This window comes from Psychrobacter sp. SHUES1 (genome assembly GCF_001652315.1).
GTDB lineage: Bacteria > Pseudomonadota > Gammaproteobacteria > Pseudomonadales > Moraxellaceae > Psychrobacter > Psychrobacter faecalis.
In genome coordinates this window covers 18,138-39,436 of the sequence record NZ_LXWA01000039.1, presented here as the reverse complement: position 1 = coordinate 39,436, position 21,299 = coordinate 18,138, and the positions used below count along the sequence as shown (strand labels likewise).

Annotated in this window: 18 protein-coding genes and 1 pseudogene; 14 read left to right on the top strand and 5 right to left on the bottom strand. The window is 41.0% G+C overall.

Features of this window, described 5'->3' with window-relative positions; all coding sequences use genetic code 11:
* Positions 1–125: 125 nt before the first annotated feature.
* A pseudogene (locus A7325_RS14160) lies at positions 126–751 on the bottom strand (recombinase family protein).
* Between the two features lie 199 nt (positions 752–950).
* Here A7325_RS14160 and A7325_RS04705 point away from each other — a divergent pair.
* The 4 genes from A7325_RS04705 to A7325_RS04690 all read left to right on the top strand — a co-directional run bounded on the left by A7325_RS04705 (position 951) and on the right by A7325_RS04690 (position 5,482).
* Positions 951–1,616, top strand: a complete 666-nt coding sequence (locus A7325_RS04705) for a hypothetical protein (protein ID WP_025643765.1) — start codon at positions 951–953, stop codon at positions 1,614–1,616.
* Between the two features lie 22 nt (positions 1,617–1,638).
* Positions 1,639–3,405, top strand: coding sequence for a hypothetical protein (locus tag A7325_RS04700; RefSeq protein ID WP_037058559.1), 1,767 nt, complete (start codon positions 1,639–1,641; stop codon positions 3,403–3,405).
* Between the two features lie 337 nt (positions 3,406–3,742).
* The gene (locus tag A7325_RS04695; protein ID WP_025643763.1) at positions 3,743–4,378 is read left to right on the top strand and encodes a hypothetical protein; all 636 of its coding nucleotides are present in this window, start codon (positions 3,743–3,745) and stop codon (positions 4,376–4,378) included.
* 18 nt (positions 4,379–4,396) lie between these two features.
* Complete coding sequence (locus A7325_RS04690; RefSeq protein ID WP_025643762.1) at positions 4,397–5,482, top strand: ImmA/IrrE family metallo-endopeptidase; 1,086 nt, start codon at positions 4,397–4,399, stop codon at positions 5,480–5,482.
* 73 nt (positions 5,483–5,555) lie between these two features.
* Here A7325_RS04690 and A7325_RS04685 read toward each other — a convergent pair whose 3' ends face one another.
* Both A7325_RS04685 and A7325_RS04680 read right to left on the bottom strand, forming a co-directional pair.
* The gene (locus A7325_RS04685; RefSeq protein ID WP_025643761.1) at positions 5,556–5,825 is read right to left on the bottom strand and encodes a hypothetical protein; all 270 of its coding nucleotides are present in this window, start codon (positions 5,823–5,825) and stop codon (positions 5,556–5,558) included.
* A 129-nt stretch (positions 5,826–5,954) separates the two neighbouring features.
* Positions 5,955–6,167 carry a helix-turn-helix domain-containing protein gene (locus tag A7325_RS04680; protein WP_025643759.1) on the bottom strand — a complete coding sequence of 71 codons (213 nt, stop codon included), beginning with the start codon at positions 6,165–6,167 and terminating at the stop codon, positions 5,955–5,957.
* A 236-nt stretch (positions 6,168–6,403) separates the two neighbouring features.
* On the opposite strand from A7325_RS04680, the gene parA reads away from it, so the two are divergent.
* The 6 genes from parA to A7325_RS04650 all read left to right on the top strand — a co-directional run bounded on the left by parA (position 6,404) and on the right by A7325_RS04650 (position 14,014).
* The gene (parA, locus tag A7325_RS04675) at positions 6,404–7,051 is read left to right on the top strand and encodes a ParA family partition ATPase (RefSeq protein WP_025643757.1); all 648 of its coding nucleotides are present in this window, start codon (positions 6,404–6,406) and stop codon (positions 7,049–7,051) included.
* Positions 7,048–7,251: a hypothetical protein gene (locus A7325_RS04670; protein WP_025643755.1), complete on the top strand. Its 204-nt coding sequence runs from the start codon at positions 7,048–7,050 to the stop codon at positions 7,249–7,251. The genes parA and A7325_RS04670 overlap by 4 nt, the downstream gene beginning before the upstream one ends.
* A 124-nt stretch (positions 7,252–7,375) precedes the next feature.
* Positions 7,376–8,959 carry a type I restriction-modification system subunit M gene (locus A7325_RS04665; protein WP_068405072.1) on the top strand — a complete coding sequence of 528 codons (1,584 nt, stop codon included), beginning with the start codon at positions 7,376–7,378 and terminating at the stop codon, positions 8,957–8,959.
* A complete protein-coding gene (gene rhuM / locus A7325_RS04660; RefSeq protein WP_058025557.1) occupies positions 8,956–9,945 on the top strand; it encodes a Fic family protein in 990 nt (329 codons plus the stop codon). The genes A7325_RS04665 and rhuM overlap by 4 nt, the downstream gene beginning before the upstream one ends.
* A complete protein-coding gene (locus tag A7325_RS04655) occupies positions 9,945–11,129 on the top strand; it encodes a restriction endonuclease subunit S (protein WP_068405070.1) in 1,185 nt (394 codons plus the stop codon). The genes rhuM and A7325_RS04655 overlap by 1 nt, the downstream gene beginning before the upstream one ends.
* Positions 11,130–11,137: 8 nt before the next feature.
* Positions 11,138–14,014, top strand: a complete 2,877-nt coding sequence (locus A7325_RS04650; protein ID WP_025643893.1) for a type I restriction endonuclease subunit R — start codon at positions 11,138–11,140, stop codon at positions 14,012–14,014.
* A gap of 45 nt (positions 14,015–14,059) precedes the next feature.
* On the opposite strand, the gene A7325_RS04645 is transcribed toward A7325_RS04650, so the two are convergent.
* Both A7325_RS04645 and A7325_RS04640 read right to left on the bottom strand, forming a co-directional pair.
* Positions 14,060–14,620, bottom strand: coding sequence for a hypothetical protein (locus A7325_RS04645; protein WP_025643896.1), 561 nt, complete (start codon positions 14,618–14,620; stop codon positions 14,060–14,062).
* A gap of 6 nt (positions 14,621–14,626) precedes the next feature.
* Positions 14,627–15,142, bottom strand: a complete 516-nt coding sequence (locus tag A7325_RS04640) for a hypothetical protein (RefSeq protein WP_025643898.1) — start codon at positions 15,140–15,142, stop codon at positions 14,627–14,629.
* A gap of 287 nt (positions 15,143–15,429) precedes the next feature.
* On the opposite strand from A7325_RS04640, the gene A7325_RS04635 reads away from it, so the two are divergent.
* The 4 genes from A7325_RS04635 (at position 15,430) to A7325_RS04620 (ending at position 20,431) form a co-directional block, all read left to right on the top strand.
* Positions 15,430–17,595 carry a MobA/MobL family protein gene (locus A7325_RS04635; RefSeq protein ID WP_058025555.1) on the top strand — a complete coding sequence of 722 codons (2,166 nt, stop codon included), beginning with the start codon at positions 15,430–15,432 and terminating at the stop codon, positions 17,593–17,595.
* Positions 17,596–17,956: 361 nt separating this feature from the next.
* A complete protein-coding gene (locus tag A7325_RS04630) occupies positions 17,957–18,898 on the top strand; it encodes a replication initiation protein (protein WP_058025554.1) in 942 nt (313 codons plus the stop codon).
* Positions 18,899–19,038: 140 nt separating this feature from the next.
* The gene (locus A7325_RS04625) at positions 19,039–19,335 is read left to right on the top strand and encodes a hypothetical protein (protein ID WP_025643904.1); all 297 of its coding nucleotides are present in this window, start codon (positions 19,039–19,041) and stop codon (positions 19,333–19,335) included.
* A 127-nt stretch (positions 19,336–19,462) separates the two neighbouring features.
* Positions 19,463–20,431: a DNA-binding protein gene (locus tag A7325_RS04620; RefSeq protein WP_058025952.1), complete on the top strand. Its 969-nt coding sequence runs from the start codon at positions 19,463–19,465 to the stop codon at positions 20,429–20,431.
* Positions 20,432–21,299: the final 868 nt, after the last annotated feature.

Below are 21,299 nucleotides of genomic sequence, written 5' to 3'. Positions count from 1 at the left end.
AGGAACTTTGATAACAGACAATTTTTATTTGACAAGGTTATTACAGATCCTCAAAATAATTTTGAGTATTTGAGTATTTGAGTATTTGAGTATTTGAGTATTTGAGTATTTGAGTATTTATTTAGCTATACAGCTATCAAATGACGCGAGCACTTAGCTGTAGCTTGTATTTCAGAATAACTACGCCCAGATTTCAGAAGGCTAGCGATAATCTTACGCTTCTCGGTATCTTTCCTACGTCCTGAATATTTACTTTCTACCTTAGTACGAGAAATACCTTACATCTGACGGTTACGTCGATCTTCATAGTCCTTTCTAGCAATAGCAGCGAGCATATAAAGCATCATCGAATTGATGGCCTGTAATACGCTGCTCATAAATTCAATGCTGCTATCAGATTGAGGCGTTATATAAGAGGTCGGTAGCTCTTCTGATACTACCGCCAGCTTCTTTTCTAATAGCATTCTTTTGAGAGTATCCCAATCAGCTTGGTTTAAACGTGCTAAGCGGTCAATCTGCTCAACCAAATTATATCGCCTTCATGGGCATCATTTATCAGTTACATTAACTGTGGACGTATTAAAGTTGCGTCTGACTCGTTTTCAACATAGAAGGCGGCAATTTTGTGACCATGATCAGCAGCAAGCTATATGAGCTCACTTTTGGCACGCTTGGCATCTTGATCTTTGATTGGCGCTCTATGCTCTGATAAACATAAACACCTAAAATAGTCTGTTATAAGTAGTTCCATTATTGCAGTCTATTATAAGTAGACTATTAATTGATTAAGAGACCTGTTTTGATAGTGCCCCTGGGGTATAGACTTTATTAACTAACCCAATCAAAAAGAAGTCAAGGTATAAAAATACATAATGTAGTTTTATACCTTGACTTCTTTTTGAAGTAAATGTACTGTAGTTCTCTACTAATTCGATTTACTGGAGACTACCATGAGCATTAGAGAAGCCTTAGAAAAAGTGATATTTGACCAAACAGATGAAAGTACTGTCACTCCTTTATCTATCAGATTACCCAACCATTTGAACAATCAATTGGAAGAATTGACGCTTACTTTAGACAAATCAAAAAGCTATCTATTATTAGAGTTTGTTAAAGCTGGAATTGAAGAAACGAACAACATATTAGAAGAAAGAGCAAAAAACCCTGAAATTGCGAAGCAAAGAGATACTAGTAACATTCTTAGCACTAAGCCTTTCATGCTCAATACCAACTACAATAATGACAAATCTGCGCACGTTAAAATGCTTGAAAACAACGAAGCTGCTGCCTTCTACTCAGGATGGAAAGAGTATATTTGCAACTTGCAAGAAGGGGATAAGGTATATCTTTATCAAAGTGGCGTTGGGTTTGTCGCGTCTGGCACAGTAACAGGGGATTTGATAAAGAGTGAGTATGGTGGCAAACCAGATGCTAAATATTCCAAGGAACTAAAAGACTTTAAATTTGGCTTCAAAGCAATTTCTGCAAAAGAGTTCAAATCATTAACCGATGGTGGCGCTAATTTCAGAATGACTATGGTTCAATTAAGCTCGAAACAAAGACATGCGCTTGATGATGAAATTAATAAAAGAATGAATGCAATTAATTCAAAATAGCCTTAATAGCGGAGTGCTAGATATGAAAAATAGTGATTGGATTCTTCAAGTAAAAGAAACTCGTAGAACTTTTGGCAGCTCAACTTGGGTTCCATTAAGAGAGTTGTCTAATAAAGAACAAGGTGATGTTAAAAACGTTGGCTATGACAGCGAATTTTTTGGGTGCGGATCTGTTGCATTCCCACCAGAACAAAAGGAAAGAGCTGATGGATTTGACTGGAATCAAGTTGGCATTAGCCATACCACTAGACCATATGCTTATGAAAACGGCTATTATTCTCCAATCGAACAATATGAATATAATGACAAAGAACCCATAGGTGTGAATCTTGTCTTTGAATACAATCAGCCTGTAACTGGAATAAGAGAGTGGATACTAAGTCCTGATTTAGTCATTGCTCTTGGTTTAATAAAAGATGGAAATAACTGGGTTAGACCTGCAGAAAATTTCATTGTTGTTGCTCGTGAAACTATTAACGAGAATGGTGATCATACTTTAATTGAAATTAAGCAAGAGTTTCTTATTGATTATTTAGCAGCAAGAAATCTATCTCTTCGCCTTTCGTACTACCGCCAAAGAGTAGCTAATGTTATAAGTTTAAAAGACAGCGTATATGCCGATCTGACAGATAAAGAAGAGTCTAGAGATGGTGGAAGATTTGAGCTTTTGATTCGAGACTTAGAAGACGTTTTCGGTGGAAGCTGGGCTGCATTTAGAGTCTGGCGAACTGATATTGATGAAGACGAAGATGCTCCAGTGATGGGGCAAGAAAGTGATGAAAATACTGACTCAGAAAGCTCGCAAGGTAGCCATCAAGGTGTTTATAAAGGAGTTCGAGTAGAAGGAGAGTTTTGGCGAGACGAATGGATTGAGCATCAAAATATAAGCGTACGGGTTCGGGGAGATAAAGATCAGACACTTCCTCAGTTCATTGTTAAAACTGATGGAACGCGAATGACGTCTCATTCTTTGAATAATGAAAATATTGGCAGATGGCTCTGGTTCCGTTCTAACGTAGTTAGCGAACTTCTTAGTTACCAAGGGTTTTCACTGCAATGGTATACGGCAGAAACAGGCGGTATTCACTCTACGTCTGGGTGTAGAATTCACTTTGGAATTAATTCATCTGATTTAATAACTGTTTATGCTTATGATGTTGCCCGTCTTGCGCCATGGGAACAGCATATTTGGGCTGCTCATAACATTGCTCCAGAGGGGAAGGTGTCATCTGAGTTATTAATGTCGCAGGTTGAAGCTAAACCTGCTTCTACGCATGCTGTTGAAGAACTTTTATTTATAAGTATGAAGCTGTTAGAGGATGGTTTTAGAAATGAGTTTAATACTGATTTGTTCTCGCATGAAATAGATGAACCTGAGTTTAAAAAACAAATTTCACGCTTCTCAAGCAAAGACCAAACCTCATTACTAAGATTAGCAAAGGAATTAATTCGTATATTCTCTGATCGTCTCAATGTTAGCAATCTACGCCAACTCTCAACACATAAGAATAAGAAGACACTCGGGTCAAATAAACTATTAGAAGATATTTTGGCACAAAAAGTAGGAGTCGATAGAGCTCGCCAAATCTTTGGTGTAATCGCTGGTGCTTATGATATGCGTCTAGGCGATGCACATCCTACTAGTTCTAAAATTGGAGATGCTCTAAAATTAGCGAAAATTGACGAAGACGAGTCTTTCCTTAAGCAAGGCGAACAATTAATTTGTAATTTTGGAGAATCCATTTGGTGGATAGGAAAATTACTTTTTAGTCAGTCAGAGGTTAAATAAGTACCAGACTGTTCCTATAAGGATAATTATGGCAAATACTAGCAGCTCGATGTCTACTATATAGCGCACCGATCACAGATAGAATATATAGGGCAAGTACACAACGAAGTACACTCAGACTATTTTAGCGAGTTGAAACGTTGCTACCATTAGCCCACAACCAAAGCTTCGAATCCTCACTAGGGTGCCATCCTTATGGCTATAAGAATAACTATGCTAAATACTCAACGCAACTGAACTTAATTCGCTCTATTTATCTTATTGACGCTTAGCTATTTACTTACATGGCATTTCCGATTATTATACATCAAATTGATGATAATATATCGGAAATGCCATGTTCTCTTTACAACCATCGTTTGATGCTATTTCAGACAAATTTATTGATGAAAATTCTGAGGTCGTTAGCGCTCTTGCTGCCATTCACCCCAGTCTTACAACTCAACTAGTTTACGAGGTGATTCTGGCCGCTAATGAAAAAACTCAACATGTTGGAAGCTCTTTTCCAGCTAATGCTCCGTTAGCAATGTGGCAATTTCACATTACAGGTTTTCTTAGAGAAAAACTATGTGCTCTTGGTTGGACTAAAGTTGATGGTAAAGGTGGGGTTGCATATGTAATATCGCCGTGTAAGGAGCATGCAATTCGTGTTTTTGCAGGTAACAAGTATGTAGGTTTACGAGATGGAAACGTAAGCAATAGATCAATTAAGGGAAATACCCTTAAAGATGATATTTATCCGCTATTAAACTCTGATAAAGGAACGACCATTTGGACTTTACTTCATTACCGATTTGGTGAGTTAATGAGATTAGAGCTTTCGCAGCCAAAATCATTTGCAAAAGGTAAGATCAATGACTGGGGTACGCGGATCAAAATCCCTGATGTTAAGTTCAACATTCCTACAACACCGCGTATGAAAGAAAAAGTTGAGGTAGGAGTAGTTCCTGTCAAGCGTAAGAAAAAAGCTTAATCAATTCAAGGCTAATATATGTTTAATCCAAATCGATTACAGTTTGCAATCGATAGGCGAGCTGTGAGCAAAGCTGAATTAGCAGAAAAGCTAAATATTACTCCTAGAACATTAACAAATTATCTAAAAGGAAATACTGAGCCTAATTTAGTTGATATTTCAAGGGTGCTAAGCTTCCCTATCGATTTTTTTAAAGGTAGTGACTTACCAATCATTGATGAACATAGTGTTAGTTTTAGATCTCGTTCTAGAATGACTAAGAAAGTCAAAGCCGAAGCTTTAACTTATGGCATTACTGGCTTTATGCTTAATGATTGGTTTGAAGAGGAGTTTGAACTTGTTCAATCAGAACTTCCTGATTTATCTCATCTATCTCCTGAAGAAGCGGCTAATTCGCTCCGTTACGACTGGGGCCTGGGTGATAAACCTATTGGGAACTTAATTGCTCTATTAGAGTCAAAAGGTATACGTATTTTTTCTATTTTTGTAAAATCGGAATATATTGATGCTTTTAGCGTTTGGTATGATGACACACCTTTTATCTTTCTTAATAACCAAAAAACTATGGAGAGAAGTCGTTTTGATGCATGTCACGAACTAGGTCATTTAGTTAGAGACATATACAGTATGAAAATGTCTGAAAGTTTTAGTAAATCACTTGATGAAGACTTGGATTCAAAAGTAGTCGAAAGATGTGCAGATGAGTTTGCATCTGCGTTCTTGATGCCCGAAGTTGCATTAATGGAATATAGACATGTAAATCCTACCATCAACAATCTTATTGAGCTGAAAAAAGTGTTCGGCGTATCTTTAGTAGCACTGGCATATAGAATGCATAAGCTAGGGTTCATAAGTGAGTGGGTTTATACAAGAGTGCTCTGCCCAGAAATAGCAAAATATAATTATCGTAAGTCAGAGCCTTATCCAATGGATAGAGAGACTTCCCAAGTACTCAATACAATAACTAGTGAGTTAACTTCAGAAGGAATGAGCCTAGACGATATTGCTAAAAAAATTAATCTTAGAAAAGCTGATATAACTCCATTGCTATTTCAACTTGCTGAAAGCACAAAGCCTTTTCATTTATTTCAAGTTTTAAAATAATGTGTAAAAACATGAGTAAAGTTTAGCTACTAGTTTGATCAGCTAAACTTTGCTCGTTCTTTTAATCAAGTATTTATACAGCTTCTTTAGCATTCATTAAATCAATAAACGCCGCCTCAAGCACACCAATCGCCTCATCATCAACGATTAACCCCTCATCTATCTGGCGCTGTACCCATACATGAAGCGCCTCATCATTATAGAAAATCGGATTCACGCCCAATATTTTGGCCAGCTGTGAACCTTGCTGTATTTGTAAGTTTTCAATAAGTTGCTTGGTTAAAACCTTCACATTGTGATCAAACCAAGATGACGTTGTTGGTTGCTGCGCTGACGTATACATAATAACCTCCTGTAGGTTAATTAGATTTTTTAATTAATTAAATGTCCTGCTACAGGTAAAATTATACACGCATTTTGACTCATTGCAAGATAAAATAACCTACTGTAGATTATTTTGTATTTTTAGAAGTTATATTTCTGGATTGTCAACAAGCTCATATAGGTCGCCTACCTCAATTTCAAAATAGCGGCATAGCTTTTCAATCACTTCTAAATCTACTCGAGTGGCTTCTTCATGATACATACGCGTGATTGTGCCTCTGTTGATAGAAGTTTCTCTTGCAACATCTGCAATTTTAAGGCGCTTTTCACCCATTATTGTTGATAAATGACACTTAATCATGATCGTCTCCTATTTCAAATATAGTGCTACTAGCATACAAATTATTCGCTAGACACGCATAGTGCTATTAAGCAGTGCATTTTACTACGTGTCATATCGGTTTAATAGCAAGACCTGTCCAATACTAATAAGCTCAATACTTTCAGTTGTGCTTACTAGCCCTTTGCGATAATATACTTATATGAGTACTTACTCATTTGAGTGTATGAATATATAATCATCATAAGGCCTTTACCATGAAAGTAATCGCAGTACTGAACCAAAAAGGCGGCAGCGGCAAGACCACGATAGCCACGCATTTGGCACGTGGGCTACAACTTCAGGGTCATAGTGTGCTACTCGTTGATAGTGATCAGCAAGGCAGTGCTCGCGATTGGAGAGCTGTTAATGAAGACAATCCTGTTCCTGTTATCGGCCTTGATAGGCCAACGCTTGATAAGGATTTAAAAAATGTTTCTGATAAAGAGTTCGTCGTAATTGATGGCTCACCGCAAGCGACCAATTTGGCACTATCTGCCATAAAAGCCGCTGACTTTGTGTTGATACCCGTACAGCCAAGCCCCTATGATGTATGGGCGACCAGTGATTTGGTTGATTTGGTGCAGCAGCGCATCGAGATGACCGATGGTAAGCTCAAAGCCGCCTTTGTGGTCTCTCGCGCGATCCAAAACACTAACATCGGCAAAGAAGTTGCCGCAGTGCTACAAGATTATAATCTGCCCGTTCTTGATGCCAGAATCGTGCAGCGGGTCAGCTATCCAAATAGCGCTTCAGTTGGCAAAACGGTATTTGAGACAGAATCTGCTAAGAGCAGTGCCGTGACTGAGATCACGCAACTGGTCAACGAGGTTAAAACGTTTTTTGATAAGGAAGTAGAGTTATGAAAGCTGGCCGCCCAAGTAAAGATAAAAAAGACGCGCTTGAGTTGTCTGACGTCACTGATAAGCCTAAAAAGAGCACACGAGTCAATTTCAATCTTGATGAAGATACCTACTTTGAGCTTAAACAATACGTCCTTGATAATCGCACAACCGTCACTAAGCTACTCACTGAGATGATTGAGTCACGGCTGAATGAGCGTTAATGTCCATCCATAGCGTTGATTTTTAATAATTTATTGTAGGTATATATACACCTATACACCTATACACCTATACACCTATACACCTATACACCTATACACCTAACGATGTTAATTTAGGATAATCATGAGTCAATCACAACAGCTTCAACAGCTAAAAAAGCAGCTTTGGAATATTGCCAACGACCTACGCGGTAAGATGGGTGCAGATGAGTTTCGGGACTACATATTAGGGTTTATTTTTTATAAATACTTATCTGATAAATTCATCCGCTTTGCCAATAATATCTTGGCTGAAGAAGGCGAAGGCTTCGATAACTTTGCAAATTTTGACACCAGTAATCCTGAGCATCTTGAATATATCGAGGAAGTCAAAGAAAACGCCATTGATGAGATTGGCTACGCGCTTGCACCCAATCAGCTGTTTCATCAACTGGCCAAACGCGGCAAACAAGACCAGGCATTCATTCTTGATGATTTGGCTGATACGCTAAAGGCCATCGAGCAGGGCACATTAGGCACAGACTCAGAAGAAGATTTTGCTAACCTATTTGAAGACATAGATCTTACCTCAACCAAGCTTGGCAACAGCCCTGATGACCGCAATGAGCTGATCGTCAAAGTACTAAGCCACCTAGATGCCATTGATTTTGATCTGAGTAACACCGAAAGCGATGTGTTAGGTGATGCTTATGAGTATCTGATCGGTGAGTTTGCCAGTGGCGCAGGCAAAAAAGCGGGAGAGTTTTACACGCCGCAGATGGTATCCACGTTACTTGCCAAAATCGTAACCAGCGGCAAGGACACCATAAGCTCAGTCTATGACCCTACGTGTGGCTCGGGTTCTTTGCTGCTGCGCGTCAAGCGTGAGGCGAATGACGTAGATAGAATCTACGGTCAAGAGATGAACCGCACCACCTATAACCTAGCACGCATGAACATGATTTTGCATGACGTGAACTTTACCAAGTTTGATATCAAGCAAGAAGACACGCTCAAGCGTCCGCAGCACATCGGTATGCGCTTTGATGCCATTGTGGCCAATCCGCCTTTCTCTGCGAAGTGGTCAGCTGATCCCTTGTTGCTTCAAGATGAGCGTTTTTCAGACTATGGCAAACTTGCACCCAAGACCAAAGCCGACATGGCCTTTGTCCAGCATATGCTACATCACTTAGATGATAATGGCACGATGGCAGTGGTATTGCCGCATGGCGTCCTGTTTCGCGGTTCCAGCGAGGGCGATATTCGTAAATACATCATCAAAAACCTCAATGCCTTAGACGCAGTGATTGGACTGCCTGCCAATATCTTCTATGGCACCAGTATTCCGACCTCTGTTTTAGTCTTCAAAAAGAACCGTAAGCATGATAAAGATGTCTTCTTTATCGATGCCAGTGACTGCTTTGATAAACAAAAAAATCAAAATATGCTACTACCTGAGCATATCGATACCATCATCAAGACCTATCAAGCCCGTGAAAACGTCGATAAATTTGCCCATGTCGCCTCTTTAAAGGATATTCATGATAATGACTATAATCTCAACATTCCGCGCTATGTAGACACGTTTGAGGCTGAGCCTGAAGTGGATCTCACAGCCGTTGCCAAAGCGCTGCAAGATTTAGAAAAAAAGAGCCAAGAAACGGACGCTGTCATTAATGGCTTTTGTGAAGAGCTGGGCATTGATTCGCCCTTTAAGGTAGGGTCATGAGCACCGTAGACAGTCAAATCCAGCTATATCAAGTAGACAACCAAGTCAGCCTTGAAGTGAATGTTGAGCAAGACACGGTATGGCTAAGCCAAGCCCAAATGAGTGATCTGTTTGGCCGTGATGTTTCAGTGATTTCACGCCATATCAATAACGCGATTGGTGATGAAGAGGTGGATCCAAAAAGCAATTTGCAAAAAGTGCAAATTGCTTTTTCTGACAAACCCGTGACCTTATATGATTTGGACGTCATTATCAGCGTGGGTTATCGCATCAAATCCAAGCAAGGCGTGATGTTTCGCAAATGGGCAACGCGCATCTTAAAAGAGCATCTCATCCAAGGCTTTAGCATTAATCAACAGCGTTTGCAGCAAAACACCGCTGAGCTTGAGCAAGCCATCGCCTTAATCAAAAAAACGGCTCAATCTGAGCAGCATAGCAAAGACAGCGCACTAGGTTTGGTCGAGATCATCAGCCGCTACACCCAAACTTTTTTATGGTTGCAGCGCTACGATGAGGGTTTGTTGCATGAGCCTGTGGGGCAACCAGGCGGCGAGGTTTTAGACGCACCAAGTGCCATGCAGGCACTGAATCAGCTCAAATCAACCCTGATGGATAAAAAAGAGGCCACAGAGCTATTTGCTAAGCCTCGCGGTGATGGACTGGCTGCCATATTGGGTAATATTCAACAAACGGCGTTTGGTGAGGAAGTTTACCCCAGTATCGAATCCAAGGCGGCGCATCTGTTATATTTTGTCGTCAAAAACCATCCTTTTGCTGATGGTAACAAGCGCAGTGCAGCGTTCTTATTTGTTGATTTTTTATACCGTAATAACCGCTTATTCAATGATGAGGGTACTGCCATCATCAATGATACGGGGCTTGCAGCGCTCACACTGCTGATCGCCGAATCAGACCCCACTCAAAAAGAAGTGCTCATCCGTCTGGTGATGAATCTACTGGTGATACAAGATAAGGATGTAATGTGATGGCAACGCCAAAATTGCGGTTTAAAGAGTTTAATAACGACTTAGATGTAGAGAGTTTAAACGATATCGTCGTATTTTCTAAGGGTAAAGGTCTATCCAAAGCTGATATTTCTAGCGATGGTAAAAATCCATGTATTCGATACGGTGAGCTTTATACAACATATGGACAAGTAATTGACAATATAATATCTAAAACTAATATAAAAAAATCTGACTGTATTCTAAGTCAAGCTGGTGATGTCATTATTCCTGCCTCAGGCGAAACACAAATTGATATTGCAACGGCAGCTTGTGTATTACATGACGGTATTATTCTCAGTGGTGATTTAAATATTTTAAGTCATAAGGAGAATGGGGCGTGGTTAGCTTACTATTTGAGTTCAGCTAAAAAACTAGAAATGGCTCGTTTTGCTCAAGGCAACTCTGTAGTTCACTTGTATTCACGCCAACTAAAAGATATAAAAATAAATAAACCCAGTCTAAAAGAACAAACCAAAATCGCTACATTCCTATCCGCTGTCGATACTAAAATCGATGAGCTGATCCAAAAGCATGAACTGCTTACCGACTATAAAAAAGGCATGATGCAGCAGCTTTTTAGCCAAAAACTGCGCTTTAAAGCCGACGATGGTAGTGATTTTGAGGATTGGGAAGAAAGTTTGATTGGCAACGTTTTCACGAACAAATCAGAAAGCTTTAATCCTAAAGTAGAAAATAATCTACCTTGCATTGAACTTGAACACTTATCGCAAGGTACAGGGACAATACTAGGCACTACTGACAGTAAAAATCAAAAAAGCACGAAAAACGTATTTGAAAGATCTAATGTTTTGTATGGAAAATTACGTCCATATTTAAATAAATTTGCCCAGCCTGACTTTAAGGGTGTCTGCTCTACTGAGATTTGGGTTCTTACAGGTATAGAGATATCTAATAATTACCTATATCAATATATACAAAGCGAAGGTTTTTCAGAGCTTACGAGTATTCAGTCTGGTTCAAAGATGCCACGCGCTGATTGGAAAACCGTAGCAAGCGCTGTTATGTCATATCCTTGCTGCGAAGAACAAACTAAAATTGCCAACTTCCTAACCGCTATTGACCAAAAAATTGATAACGTTGCCGAGCAAATCGACCACGCCAAAACGTGGAAAAAAGGCTTATTACAGCAGATGTTTGTATAAGGTATAACATGACTGAGCAAAGTGAGTACCAACTCGAAGACAGCCTAATGACGCAAATGCAGGATTTGGGTTATGAGCGCGTTACCATTACCACCGAGGCGGCACTCCTTGCCAACCTAAAGACGCAAATCGTCCGCGCCAATCAGCTGGATCAGCCATTATCTGATGATGAGTGGAAGCAAGTTATCAGTCATCTTGGCAGTGGCAGCGCCTTTGAGCGTGCCAAAAAGCTGCGCGATAAGTTCAACGTCAAATTCGATGATGGCAGCTCACGCCATATTCAGTTTTTTTGGCCAAACGCTGATGACAACATTTGGCAGCTGAGCAATCAGATTATGGTTGACCACAGCAGCCAAAACGGGCGCACCAGTCGCTTTGACGTCACCATCTTGGTTAACGGCTTGCCCCTAGTGCAAATCGAGCTTAAGCGCCGTGGCGGCATCGAGATTGCCGAGGCATTCCATCAGACCATGCGTTACTCAAAAGCCGCCTACAAGGCAGGACATGGCTTATTTGAGTTCGTTCAGCTGTTCGTCATCAGTAATGGCGCAAACACGCGCTACTATGCCAAAGGCACTCAGCACTTTAATTTTACCTTTCCCTGGGCGGACAGCGACAACAAACCGATCAATGAAATCGTTGATTTTGCTGAGGTGTTTTTAACCCCTACGCATTTAACCGAGATGATCGCTCAGTTTGTCGTGCTCTATGAGTACTCCAAGACCATGATGGTGCTCAGACCCTATCAAGTCCATGCCACCAAGCGCTTAATTGAGCGCGCCACCGCCTCAGACAAAAACGGTTATATTTGGCATACCACAGGATCAGGCAAAACGCTGACCTCATTTAAAGCCAGTCAAATCATCATGGGGCTACCCGATGTCGAAAAGGTGGTGTTTGTTGTCGATAGAAATGATTTGGACACCCAAACCGCCAATGAGTTCAACGCCTTTAAAGACGGCAGCGTAGACAGTACCACCAACACCAAAAACTTAGTCAAGCAGCTCGGCGAGACCCACGACAAGCTGATCGTCACCACCATTCAAAAGCTCAACCGCGCTATCAAATCAGAGCGCCATCAAGAAAAAATCCGCTACTTACAAGACAAAAAAGTCGTCTTTATCTTTGATGAATGTCACCGCAGCCAATTTGGTGAAACGCACCGAAACATCAAACGCTTTTTTCAACAATCGCAGATGTTCGGTTTTACAGGCACACCCATATTGATTGACAACGCTCACAACAAAGCTGGGCTTAAGCTCACTACCGCCTACCTATTTGATGAGTGCTTGCACCGCTACACCATCGTGGATGCCATTCGTGACAGAAACGTGCTGCCCTTTCAGATTGACTATGTGGGTAAATTCACCAAAAACGACAGTGCTGCCGATGAAAAAGTCACCGCCATTGACACTCAAGAGGTCTATAACGACCCTAAACGCATTGATGATATCGCTCGCTATATCATCGAAAAGCATGACACCAAGACCAAACGCCGCGAGTTTAACGCCATATTTTGCGTCAGCTCCGTTGATATACTCACGCAGTACTACGACGCTTTTGAGCGTATTCAAGCGCAAAAGCAAGCCGATGACCCTACATTCAAGCCACTCACCATTGCTACGATATTTTCTTATGCGGCCAACGAAGCGACCGATGCCAGTTTCGAAGACAATGGGCTCATTGCAGAGTCCAGCTTTGAAACCCCTGCCCAAATTGATGAGAGCAGCCGCGACAAGTTAGATCGCTACATTGGCCAATACAATCATACATTCGCTACAAACTTTGATTCAGGCAAGAACTACTATCCTTACTATCGTGATATCGCCACCAAAGTAAAACAGCGCAAGATCGATATTCTGATCGTCGTGAACATGTTTCTGACAGGATTCGACGCCAAAACCTTAAATACGCTATACGTGGATAAGAACCTAAAGTACCATGGTCTGGTACAAGCCTTCTCACGCACCAACCGTATCTATAACGATAAAAAGCCCTTTGGTAATATCGTCTGCTTTCGTAACCTAAAGCAAAACACCGACGACGCTCTAGCCCTGTTTGCCAACAAGCAAGCGAAAGATATCGCCGTCATTCCTGAAATGCATGAGCTACGAAAGCACTACGATCAAGCCGCTAAGACCCTTTTAGACATCTGCGCTGATTATAAGGCCGTTGATACACTAGAGACTGAAGATGAGCAGTTAGCATTTATCAAAGCCTTTCGTGAAGTGATGCGCTATAACGAGCAGTTAGGTACCTTCGTAGACTACGACCAGGCTGATACAGATCTGAATAAAGAAGACTTCGCCAATTTTGCCAGTAAATATATAGACCTATACCGCAACATTCGCACCCAGAACAAGAATAGCCAGGATAAAACCTCAATACTCGATGACATCAACTTTCAGATTGAAATGCTACATAGCGATCGTATCAATGTCGGCTACATACTAGAGCTACTCAAGCAAGCCAATAAGCAGCAAGACGATGGCAACGAAGAGAAGGCAGCCCAGTACCAAGCCCAGGTGAACGATTTAATCATGAATGAGCCGACCTTCCGCGACAAGCAAGAGCTTATCCAAAAGTTCATCAAGGAGCAGATGCCTAAAATGCCAGATGGTCAGACAGTAGAGGAGGCTTTTGCACACTTTTGGGACGTAGAGAAGGAGGCTGCGTACCAAGAGCTATGTAAAGATAACAATCTGAAAGCCGATGTCATGCAAGAGATCCTCAGAAAGTATAAGACTAGCAAGCGGCTACCTGACCGTAACGAAGTGAAAGCGCTACCTAACTATAAAGTTAAGCTATTTGAGCGCAAACCCCTTCACGAGCGACTCATGAGCAAGACTCGTGACTTTATCCAGAAGTTTTATGCTGATATGTAAAAGACTATCCATGATCCTGTGCAACTGCACTTTAACCTAAACCCATCACCAGGGCATCATGGTCAATACACGTTGGCCATTTATGTAATAGCTCATCAGCATCAAAACCTTCTCAGGGGGCAGAGTCAGCTCTTTAGTTGTTCCATTGAGATGAGTTATGCAAGTGATATCATCTGTATAAACCTTAGTCTCTTTATCATAAAACCCAAAAATTCCACCAATCAGCCGAACATCACTCAAAAGCTTTGCATGTTTTTTATCCACTGCCTTACTTATGGCAAGGGTTCCTAATGGCTTATCAGCTATTAGCATCAGAGTAACGAACTGCATCACACGATCATATAATTTTGGATTTTCCATCATCTCATTGTAAAAAGCGTATGCTTGATCGCTTGTGCAGAAGTTTTCAAACAAAGTAAATGCACGAGCTACCATTTCCGCAACGCTATGATCATCTTCTGCAAATTTAATGGCTATCGTATTTCTTGCAAGTGGCAGCATCACAGATAAAGCGCCTTCACTATCTGCCACTACACCATCGACCATATACGGCTCTATATTTGCATCAAAGCTTGATAGCGCAGCTTTGTGGCTTTCAATAAACATAACCTATTACCCATGATAGTTTGGATTACTTCCACCAGTAGCATGACTATTGTCATCTAGTAGCGAATCCTGTTCTCTATAATTAGCCAGAGAGTCAGATTGCGTTTGGTTATTGCTATCAGTATTTCTGCCTTCAACGCCTGTATTTTGATCAGTAGCTTCTTTATTATTTTCTTTTACGTTGGCTAAAAATGGATCCTCTTCCTCACCCAATCCTATATCACCACCTAAACTCTCGATCATACTTTTGAATAAAAACTTATCTGATTTCCTTGTTAAAAAATCTGGAAAGTGAATGGCGAAGTAATCTCGAATCATTTGCTCAGTTTCACCTTCAGTTGCCAATACTTGACCCAAAAATGCCCCCATTAGAATCTTCTGCTTGTTTAATCGTTTATCCAGCTTCACCTGCTGAACCTTAGCTTGGCGTTTTAACTCTTCTAACCGTTGACGCTCTTTTAGCTCATTAGAGTCTTGACTATCAAAAATAGACATAGGTGCTTTATTATTAGATACTGACATCAGATTTACCCTTATCGATTAAATTTTACTCAGCATAGCAAGCACCTCACTATCATTCAATCGCTTGTGGTAAGCTTTAACACAACCGCATCAGACACCTCAGATATATTATTTTAGTATTTGATGGTGGCGTCTCCCTGACTAAGGGCGAAGTAACGACTCAAAATTTAATCTATCCACTTCGTTACTATCTTAATTTTGAATCCTTCTTCGTTGGGGAAACCCCAAACCCCGCACACCACAAAAAGCGGTGGTGTGAAAAAAGCAACAATAGCAGGTGGCTCTTTATGACGATGGTACATATTGCGACAAAGGCGATTTCTCGAAAATCAGGGCAGTCAGCTGTGGCGTCGGCGGCCTATCGTGCTGGGGATGTGCTTGATGATGCCAAATATGGCAAGACGCATGACTATAGTAAAAAGTCTGGGGTTATGAGTAGCGATATTGTTTTACCATTTTCGCTAAAGGCGCTGGGTGTGAGTGTGGATCGAGAGACGCTTTGGAATACCGCTGAAGCGGCAGAGACACGTTCGGACAGTCGGGTGGCGCGTGAGTGGCTGATTAATTTGCCGTATGAGTTAGACGAATATGATCGGCATCAGCTGGCCATCAACTTTGCCCAAAAGCTTTGCGACGATATGGATGTGATTGCTGATGTGTGTATCCATCGTCCGGTGATGAAATTGCCTTTTGATCCTAATGTACCGCCAAGCTCTAAGTATTTGCGTGAGGGTGAGGAGAACCCTGATCCCCGTAATTTTCACGCGCATATTTTAGTCACTACTCGAGCGCCTACCATTGGACCGAATAAAACCTTGGCGTTTGATCCAAAGCTTAAGACCCCGTTTGAGTGGTCCAACAAAAAACGTAAGGCGCATGATCTGCCGTCATCGATGCAAGAGATTAAGCGTGTTCGGGAGATGTGGGTAGATACCGCCAATAAAGTGTTGGCGCAGCATCATCTGCCATTGATGGATGCGCGCAGTTATAAGGATCAGGGGCTTGATCAGCAGCCCACCATTAAAATGGGCGTTGAGGCGACGGCAATGGAGCGCCGAGGCATCACGACCGAAAAAGGAGACACCAACCGCGCCATCAAAGCACGTAATAAATTGGTGGCTGACAACCATATCAAACAGGAAGCAGACAATGAGCGACGAATTAGCGCACTTAGAAAAGGACTTGCTTGGGCAACTGAGAAAAATGCAAGACTACCTGGCAGCATTGGAGGCACAAAACAGCGAGCTGATTTTGCAAAACACCTCTCTGGAAGCTCAGAACCTCACATTACGTACTGCACAGAACAAAATAATAGAACGGCAATTCGAGTTGACGACACAAAACGATGCGTTGAAGAGGCAAAATCAGGCATTGCTTGGGCAGCTAAACGATGCGAAAACCTACCAAAGCGATGTGATGACACAAAACAAAGAATTAATGGCACAGCACAAGCAAATAACAAGCTCACACAAAGAATTGACGACACAAAACAAGCAATTGAGGGAATCACTGAAGCTATCGGAAAGTCAAATATTGAAATTAACAAAGCAACTGAGCGAAGTGCAAGACCAGCCCCCAACCCCTTCGATGACGCAGCACGACGAGCAAGAGCTGCTCGACTTGATCGACAGCAAAGACAAGTTGATCGAGACACTCGAGCAAACCGTCACAAAGATGAGAGAATCTTTGAGTATGCTGAACGTATGAAGCTGCACTTAGCCATGCGTTTAATTCAACGCCATCACAATTCAATGGCAATCAGCTGGGCACAAGGAGAAACGATAGAGGATGCCCCTGATAAATTTGATAAGCGTCAAGTTGCGATACTTAGCGAGTTTGCAAAGCGCCTTGGTATTGAAGATAAAGATAAAGCGCTAGGGTTTAGAGATCACTTACAGCAAGTGGGCAAACGTTTTGATTACACGCTAGTTGAAAATAACAAATCCATTATCAAGCTTTTGCGTGATCCTAAAGCTGAACGAGAGCGGTATCTGGCGCTTATTAAGCATTTTGAGGACTTTAGGGACGATATTGATCAAAAGCGTGCGACATTTAAAACTAGTATCATCAATAAGCTAGGCGGTAGCGCAGGAGACGTTGGTAGACTGACTCGAGACGTTGTCTCCTCATTCAACTATACAGAATGGTTAACTGATTATATTGATAATGATAATCACCCAGCTGAGGCGAGGAAATGTGCTAAAGAACATCTTGCAGATACCTTAGATAAAACGTGTCAGCAGTTTAAATTTGCGTTTCGTGATATGAGCTCATTACCAACTACCCAGCGTAAAGCTTACTCAGAGACTCTTAAAGCCGCTTTAGAGACGTTTACCGAGCAATACGACGGAAAGCTTTCTGAAAGCCAACACAGAGCACTACAGGACGGTTTAGAGTCCTATCAGCATCAAGTGAGTAGAACTAATGCACCCAGTCGAGGATTTAGCCCTTAATCTAATCCTTAAAAAAACATTACACAGGGTTAAATTGCTTAGGCAAGCTGCGTGGTTTAAGTGATGATTTTTCACTTATCCACAAAAAAATTTATCACCCGTTTCTTTGAGGGTTTTTATTTGATCCTGTTTACTCCTGTTTATTCCTGTTTGAGAGCTATTTTTCCCTGTTAAAATCAATACCTTACAAGAAAGAAAAAGAGTAAATGAGCAGAAAACAGAGTAAATGAGCAGAAAACAGAGTAAATGAGCAGAAAACAGAGTAAATGAGCAGAAAACAGAGATAAATAAAAAACACTCTTTTTATAACTCTATTTTATGATAAGATCTTGTTAAATGTAACTATGGGCGCAGAGTTGAAATGGAAAATAACTTAGTTGTTCAGTCAAATGATTTAATCCTAGCAACGTACACAATGCAAAAGACGGATAAAGAGCTCATGCTTGCTTGTATCAGTCAAATTGACAGTAGGCCTGATGCACCAAATGTCACGCAAGACACAGAATATAAAGTAACAGTTGATGATATTAAATCATTGTTTTTTGGTAAGAAGTCTAAGAACGAACAGAATGTTTATCGTGACATAGAGAACGCAAGCAAACGTTTATATGACGTCGATATTGTTATGAGCTTGCCCGAGAATAAAACGCTTCAAACAAGGCTTGTTAGTAGTATTGTTTATGATCCGGATAACGGAGAAGTCGTATTATCATTCGCAAATAAAATACTGCCATATTTGACGCAACTTAAAGCTAATTTCACTAAATACAAGCTATTAGAAATAGGTGAGTTATCGAGTATTCATTCAATAAAAATGTATGAATTGGTGGTAATGTGGGTTAATCAATACCAGTACAGCAAAGAGTTTACGATAGAAGAGTTTAAACACGTAATGTGTGTTAAAGATAAGTATAAGCAATTTAGTGAGTTGCGAAGATATGTTATTGAAACAGCTATCAACGATATAAATGAAAATACGAATTATAAAGTCAGTGTAGAGTATCAAAAAAAAGCAAGAGGGAAGGGCTATAAAGGCTTAAAGCTCAAATTTCACAAAAAGTTATTAGATAAAATTGCTGGTAAAGACGGTAAATTGTCAGAAGATAAGATCAAATCAATTGTTGATAATGTGCAGTTTATGAACGACTATAACGATCACCCAGGTTTAAGCTATGACGGTAAAATGAGTACTGATAGTTTTAAGCGTGAAATGATTAACATCATACAGCGGGAGCCTGAAAGCTTTAACAAGCCAAACAAAGCGCTTGAGAGCTACTTACCAAAAGTCAGTCAAGGTAAGTAATTACTATGTTTACTACCAATTATGATATATGGCTTACTTAAGAGTCAAAGGCCAATGCTTTTGCAGTGTTTGAAATCTATGGCCTGAGGTTATACGCATTATCTCTGCCAGGCGTGCCACAAAGATTGAAAGGAGACAATATGAACAAGGTTAGTTATCACATAGATAAGTTGCCGCCATTAACGGCTAAGCAGCAAGCGGACTTAGAGTACTTAGCAACGCTTAGCGATGACGACATTGATCTATCGGACATTCCAGAAATCACCGACTGGTCAGGCGCGATCCGTGGCAGTATCAAACCACAAACGCTTACTACAGAAGCCAGTGTTATCAGCCCAAGCATTCTTGCTAAGTTTAAGGACAGAGCCAAGCAGACAGGCGGTAACTATCAGGACATGATCAATGATGCCCTAGAAGAATACCTAACTGATCATTAAGTCTTAGCCAACAAGTTATAACCTCAAGACGACTTGGGGTTTTTTTACACCTTGCATTGTAGTATGTAGTATATTGTATTATACTATATACAACATACTACAATGCACTATCAAGGAATACAAAATCATGGCACTCACCACACAAGATATTCATGCAGCAGCTGACCGATTACAGGAGCAAGGGATAAAGCCGACACTGGCAGAGGTGCGTAAGGCGCTAGGCGGTGGCTCATTCACTACCATTAGTGATGCGATGCAGAGTTGGAAGCGAGAACAGCAGGAAGAGCAAGAGCTGCAACAAGTGGATTTACCTAGCGGTATCACTGAACGCTTGCACACGCTTGGCGCTGATATGTGGCAGACAGCTATTGATATGGCGAACGATAGGCTGTCTAAGGAGCGTGAAGCTCTAGAGGTGGTTAAGGTTAAGGCACAAGCAGAGACGGACGAAGCGCAAGAAGCAGTTAAAACCTTAGAGGGTGAACAAGCAGATCTACTACAGCAGCTGGACGAAGTGGCCACTACTGCGGAGACAGCAACTAAAGCGGCTCAGCAAGCCACAGCTGACCATGATGCTACCAAACAGACGCTATCAGATACTAAGCATCAATTAGAGCTTGAACGAACTAAAGCAGAAACAGCACAATCACAGCTTGTAGAGACACGTAGCGCATTAGATAAGCAATCTGTAGAGCTTACTAGTAGTCTTGGTGAGGTAGCCACGCTTAAAGCTACAGCTGATAGCGATAAAGCAGAGATTGCACGTTTAAAGGCGGAGCTTAAAGCCACTAAGTCAGAGCTAAAGACGGTCACAGCTGAACGCAATGAGATACAAACTGCTACCGCAGAGATCAAAGGAGAGCTAAAGGCGGTAACCTTTGAACGTGATAAGCTATCAGGACTTTATGAGCAGCTGACTCAAATACAGGCTAAACTTGAAGCTGAACATAGTATATTGAATAAGCAATATGGCGAGCTATCGAGCCGTCACCTATCAGAACAAGAACAAGTGACTGTGTTACAAAATAAACTCAAGAAAGCTCAAGATAATCTAATACTTATTCAAAACAAAGATAACGCCTTGGATGTTGATTAAATAAAAGTATTCAAGGTTCCAAGATAAAGAATAGTTATGAGCTAGGAAGAGACTTTACCTAAAGCGTAGATCTCGTTCTATTCACACTAAGCTTATGAATCAACTATGACAATATCGACTCACTGAATAAATGACTGTTGTATAAGAACTATTCTAAATTTTTCTCTGAAGTCTAATAGTATATAGCCTAGTGGGCTATATACTATTTAAATTAGCCTAAGTAAGTTCCGATGCTGATTTTGGAGCCTTGAGCAGATTTCAAGGAACACTCACCCTAAAGCATCTATGAGTATTTTCTAGCATACTCACAAACACTTTAGTGCATTCCTTGGATTTGATGTGATTAGTCATGCCGACTTCATCGCCCATCGCGTCATCAAGACCGTATCACTGTATCAAGCTACGGTTGTTAAGATTACGGCTGATAGCACCGCCTAGACACGCTCTTAACCGCTACTGTGCTGTCATACGCTAGCAAGGGCAATACACCCAATATACCGCTACGATATGCACAAATAACCACTCATTGCGTTGCTCAATATGTCTAGAACCCCCTGTCGAGAGCTTTACCCTTCTGTCAAACGCAGTCGTCGCCTTAGCCTGCCACCCATTTGACGGGTAACGGTTATAAAGAGAGCAGCACGAGGATGTAACGAGCGAACAAGCGGTTTTTAAAATGTATAGTGAATAAAGTTGATATGAAAGCAAATTTTGGATAAAATGCACCTACACGGGCATTTAATGCTGTTCAAATAACGCAGTTCAGGTGCTTATTTGTTCGTTACAGTGTGCGTCAACACGCTGTAACCGTTAGCTATATTTAAAACTAAATGCCTCTGGGAGTCAACTCCCAGAGGCATTTTTTTGT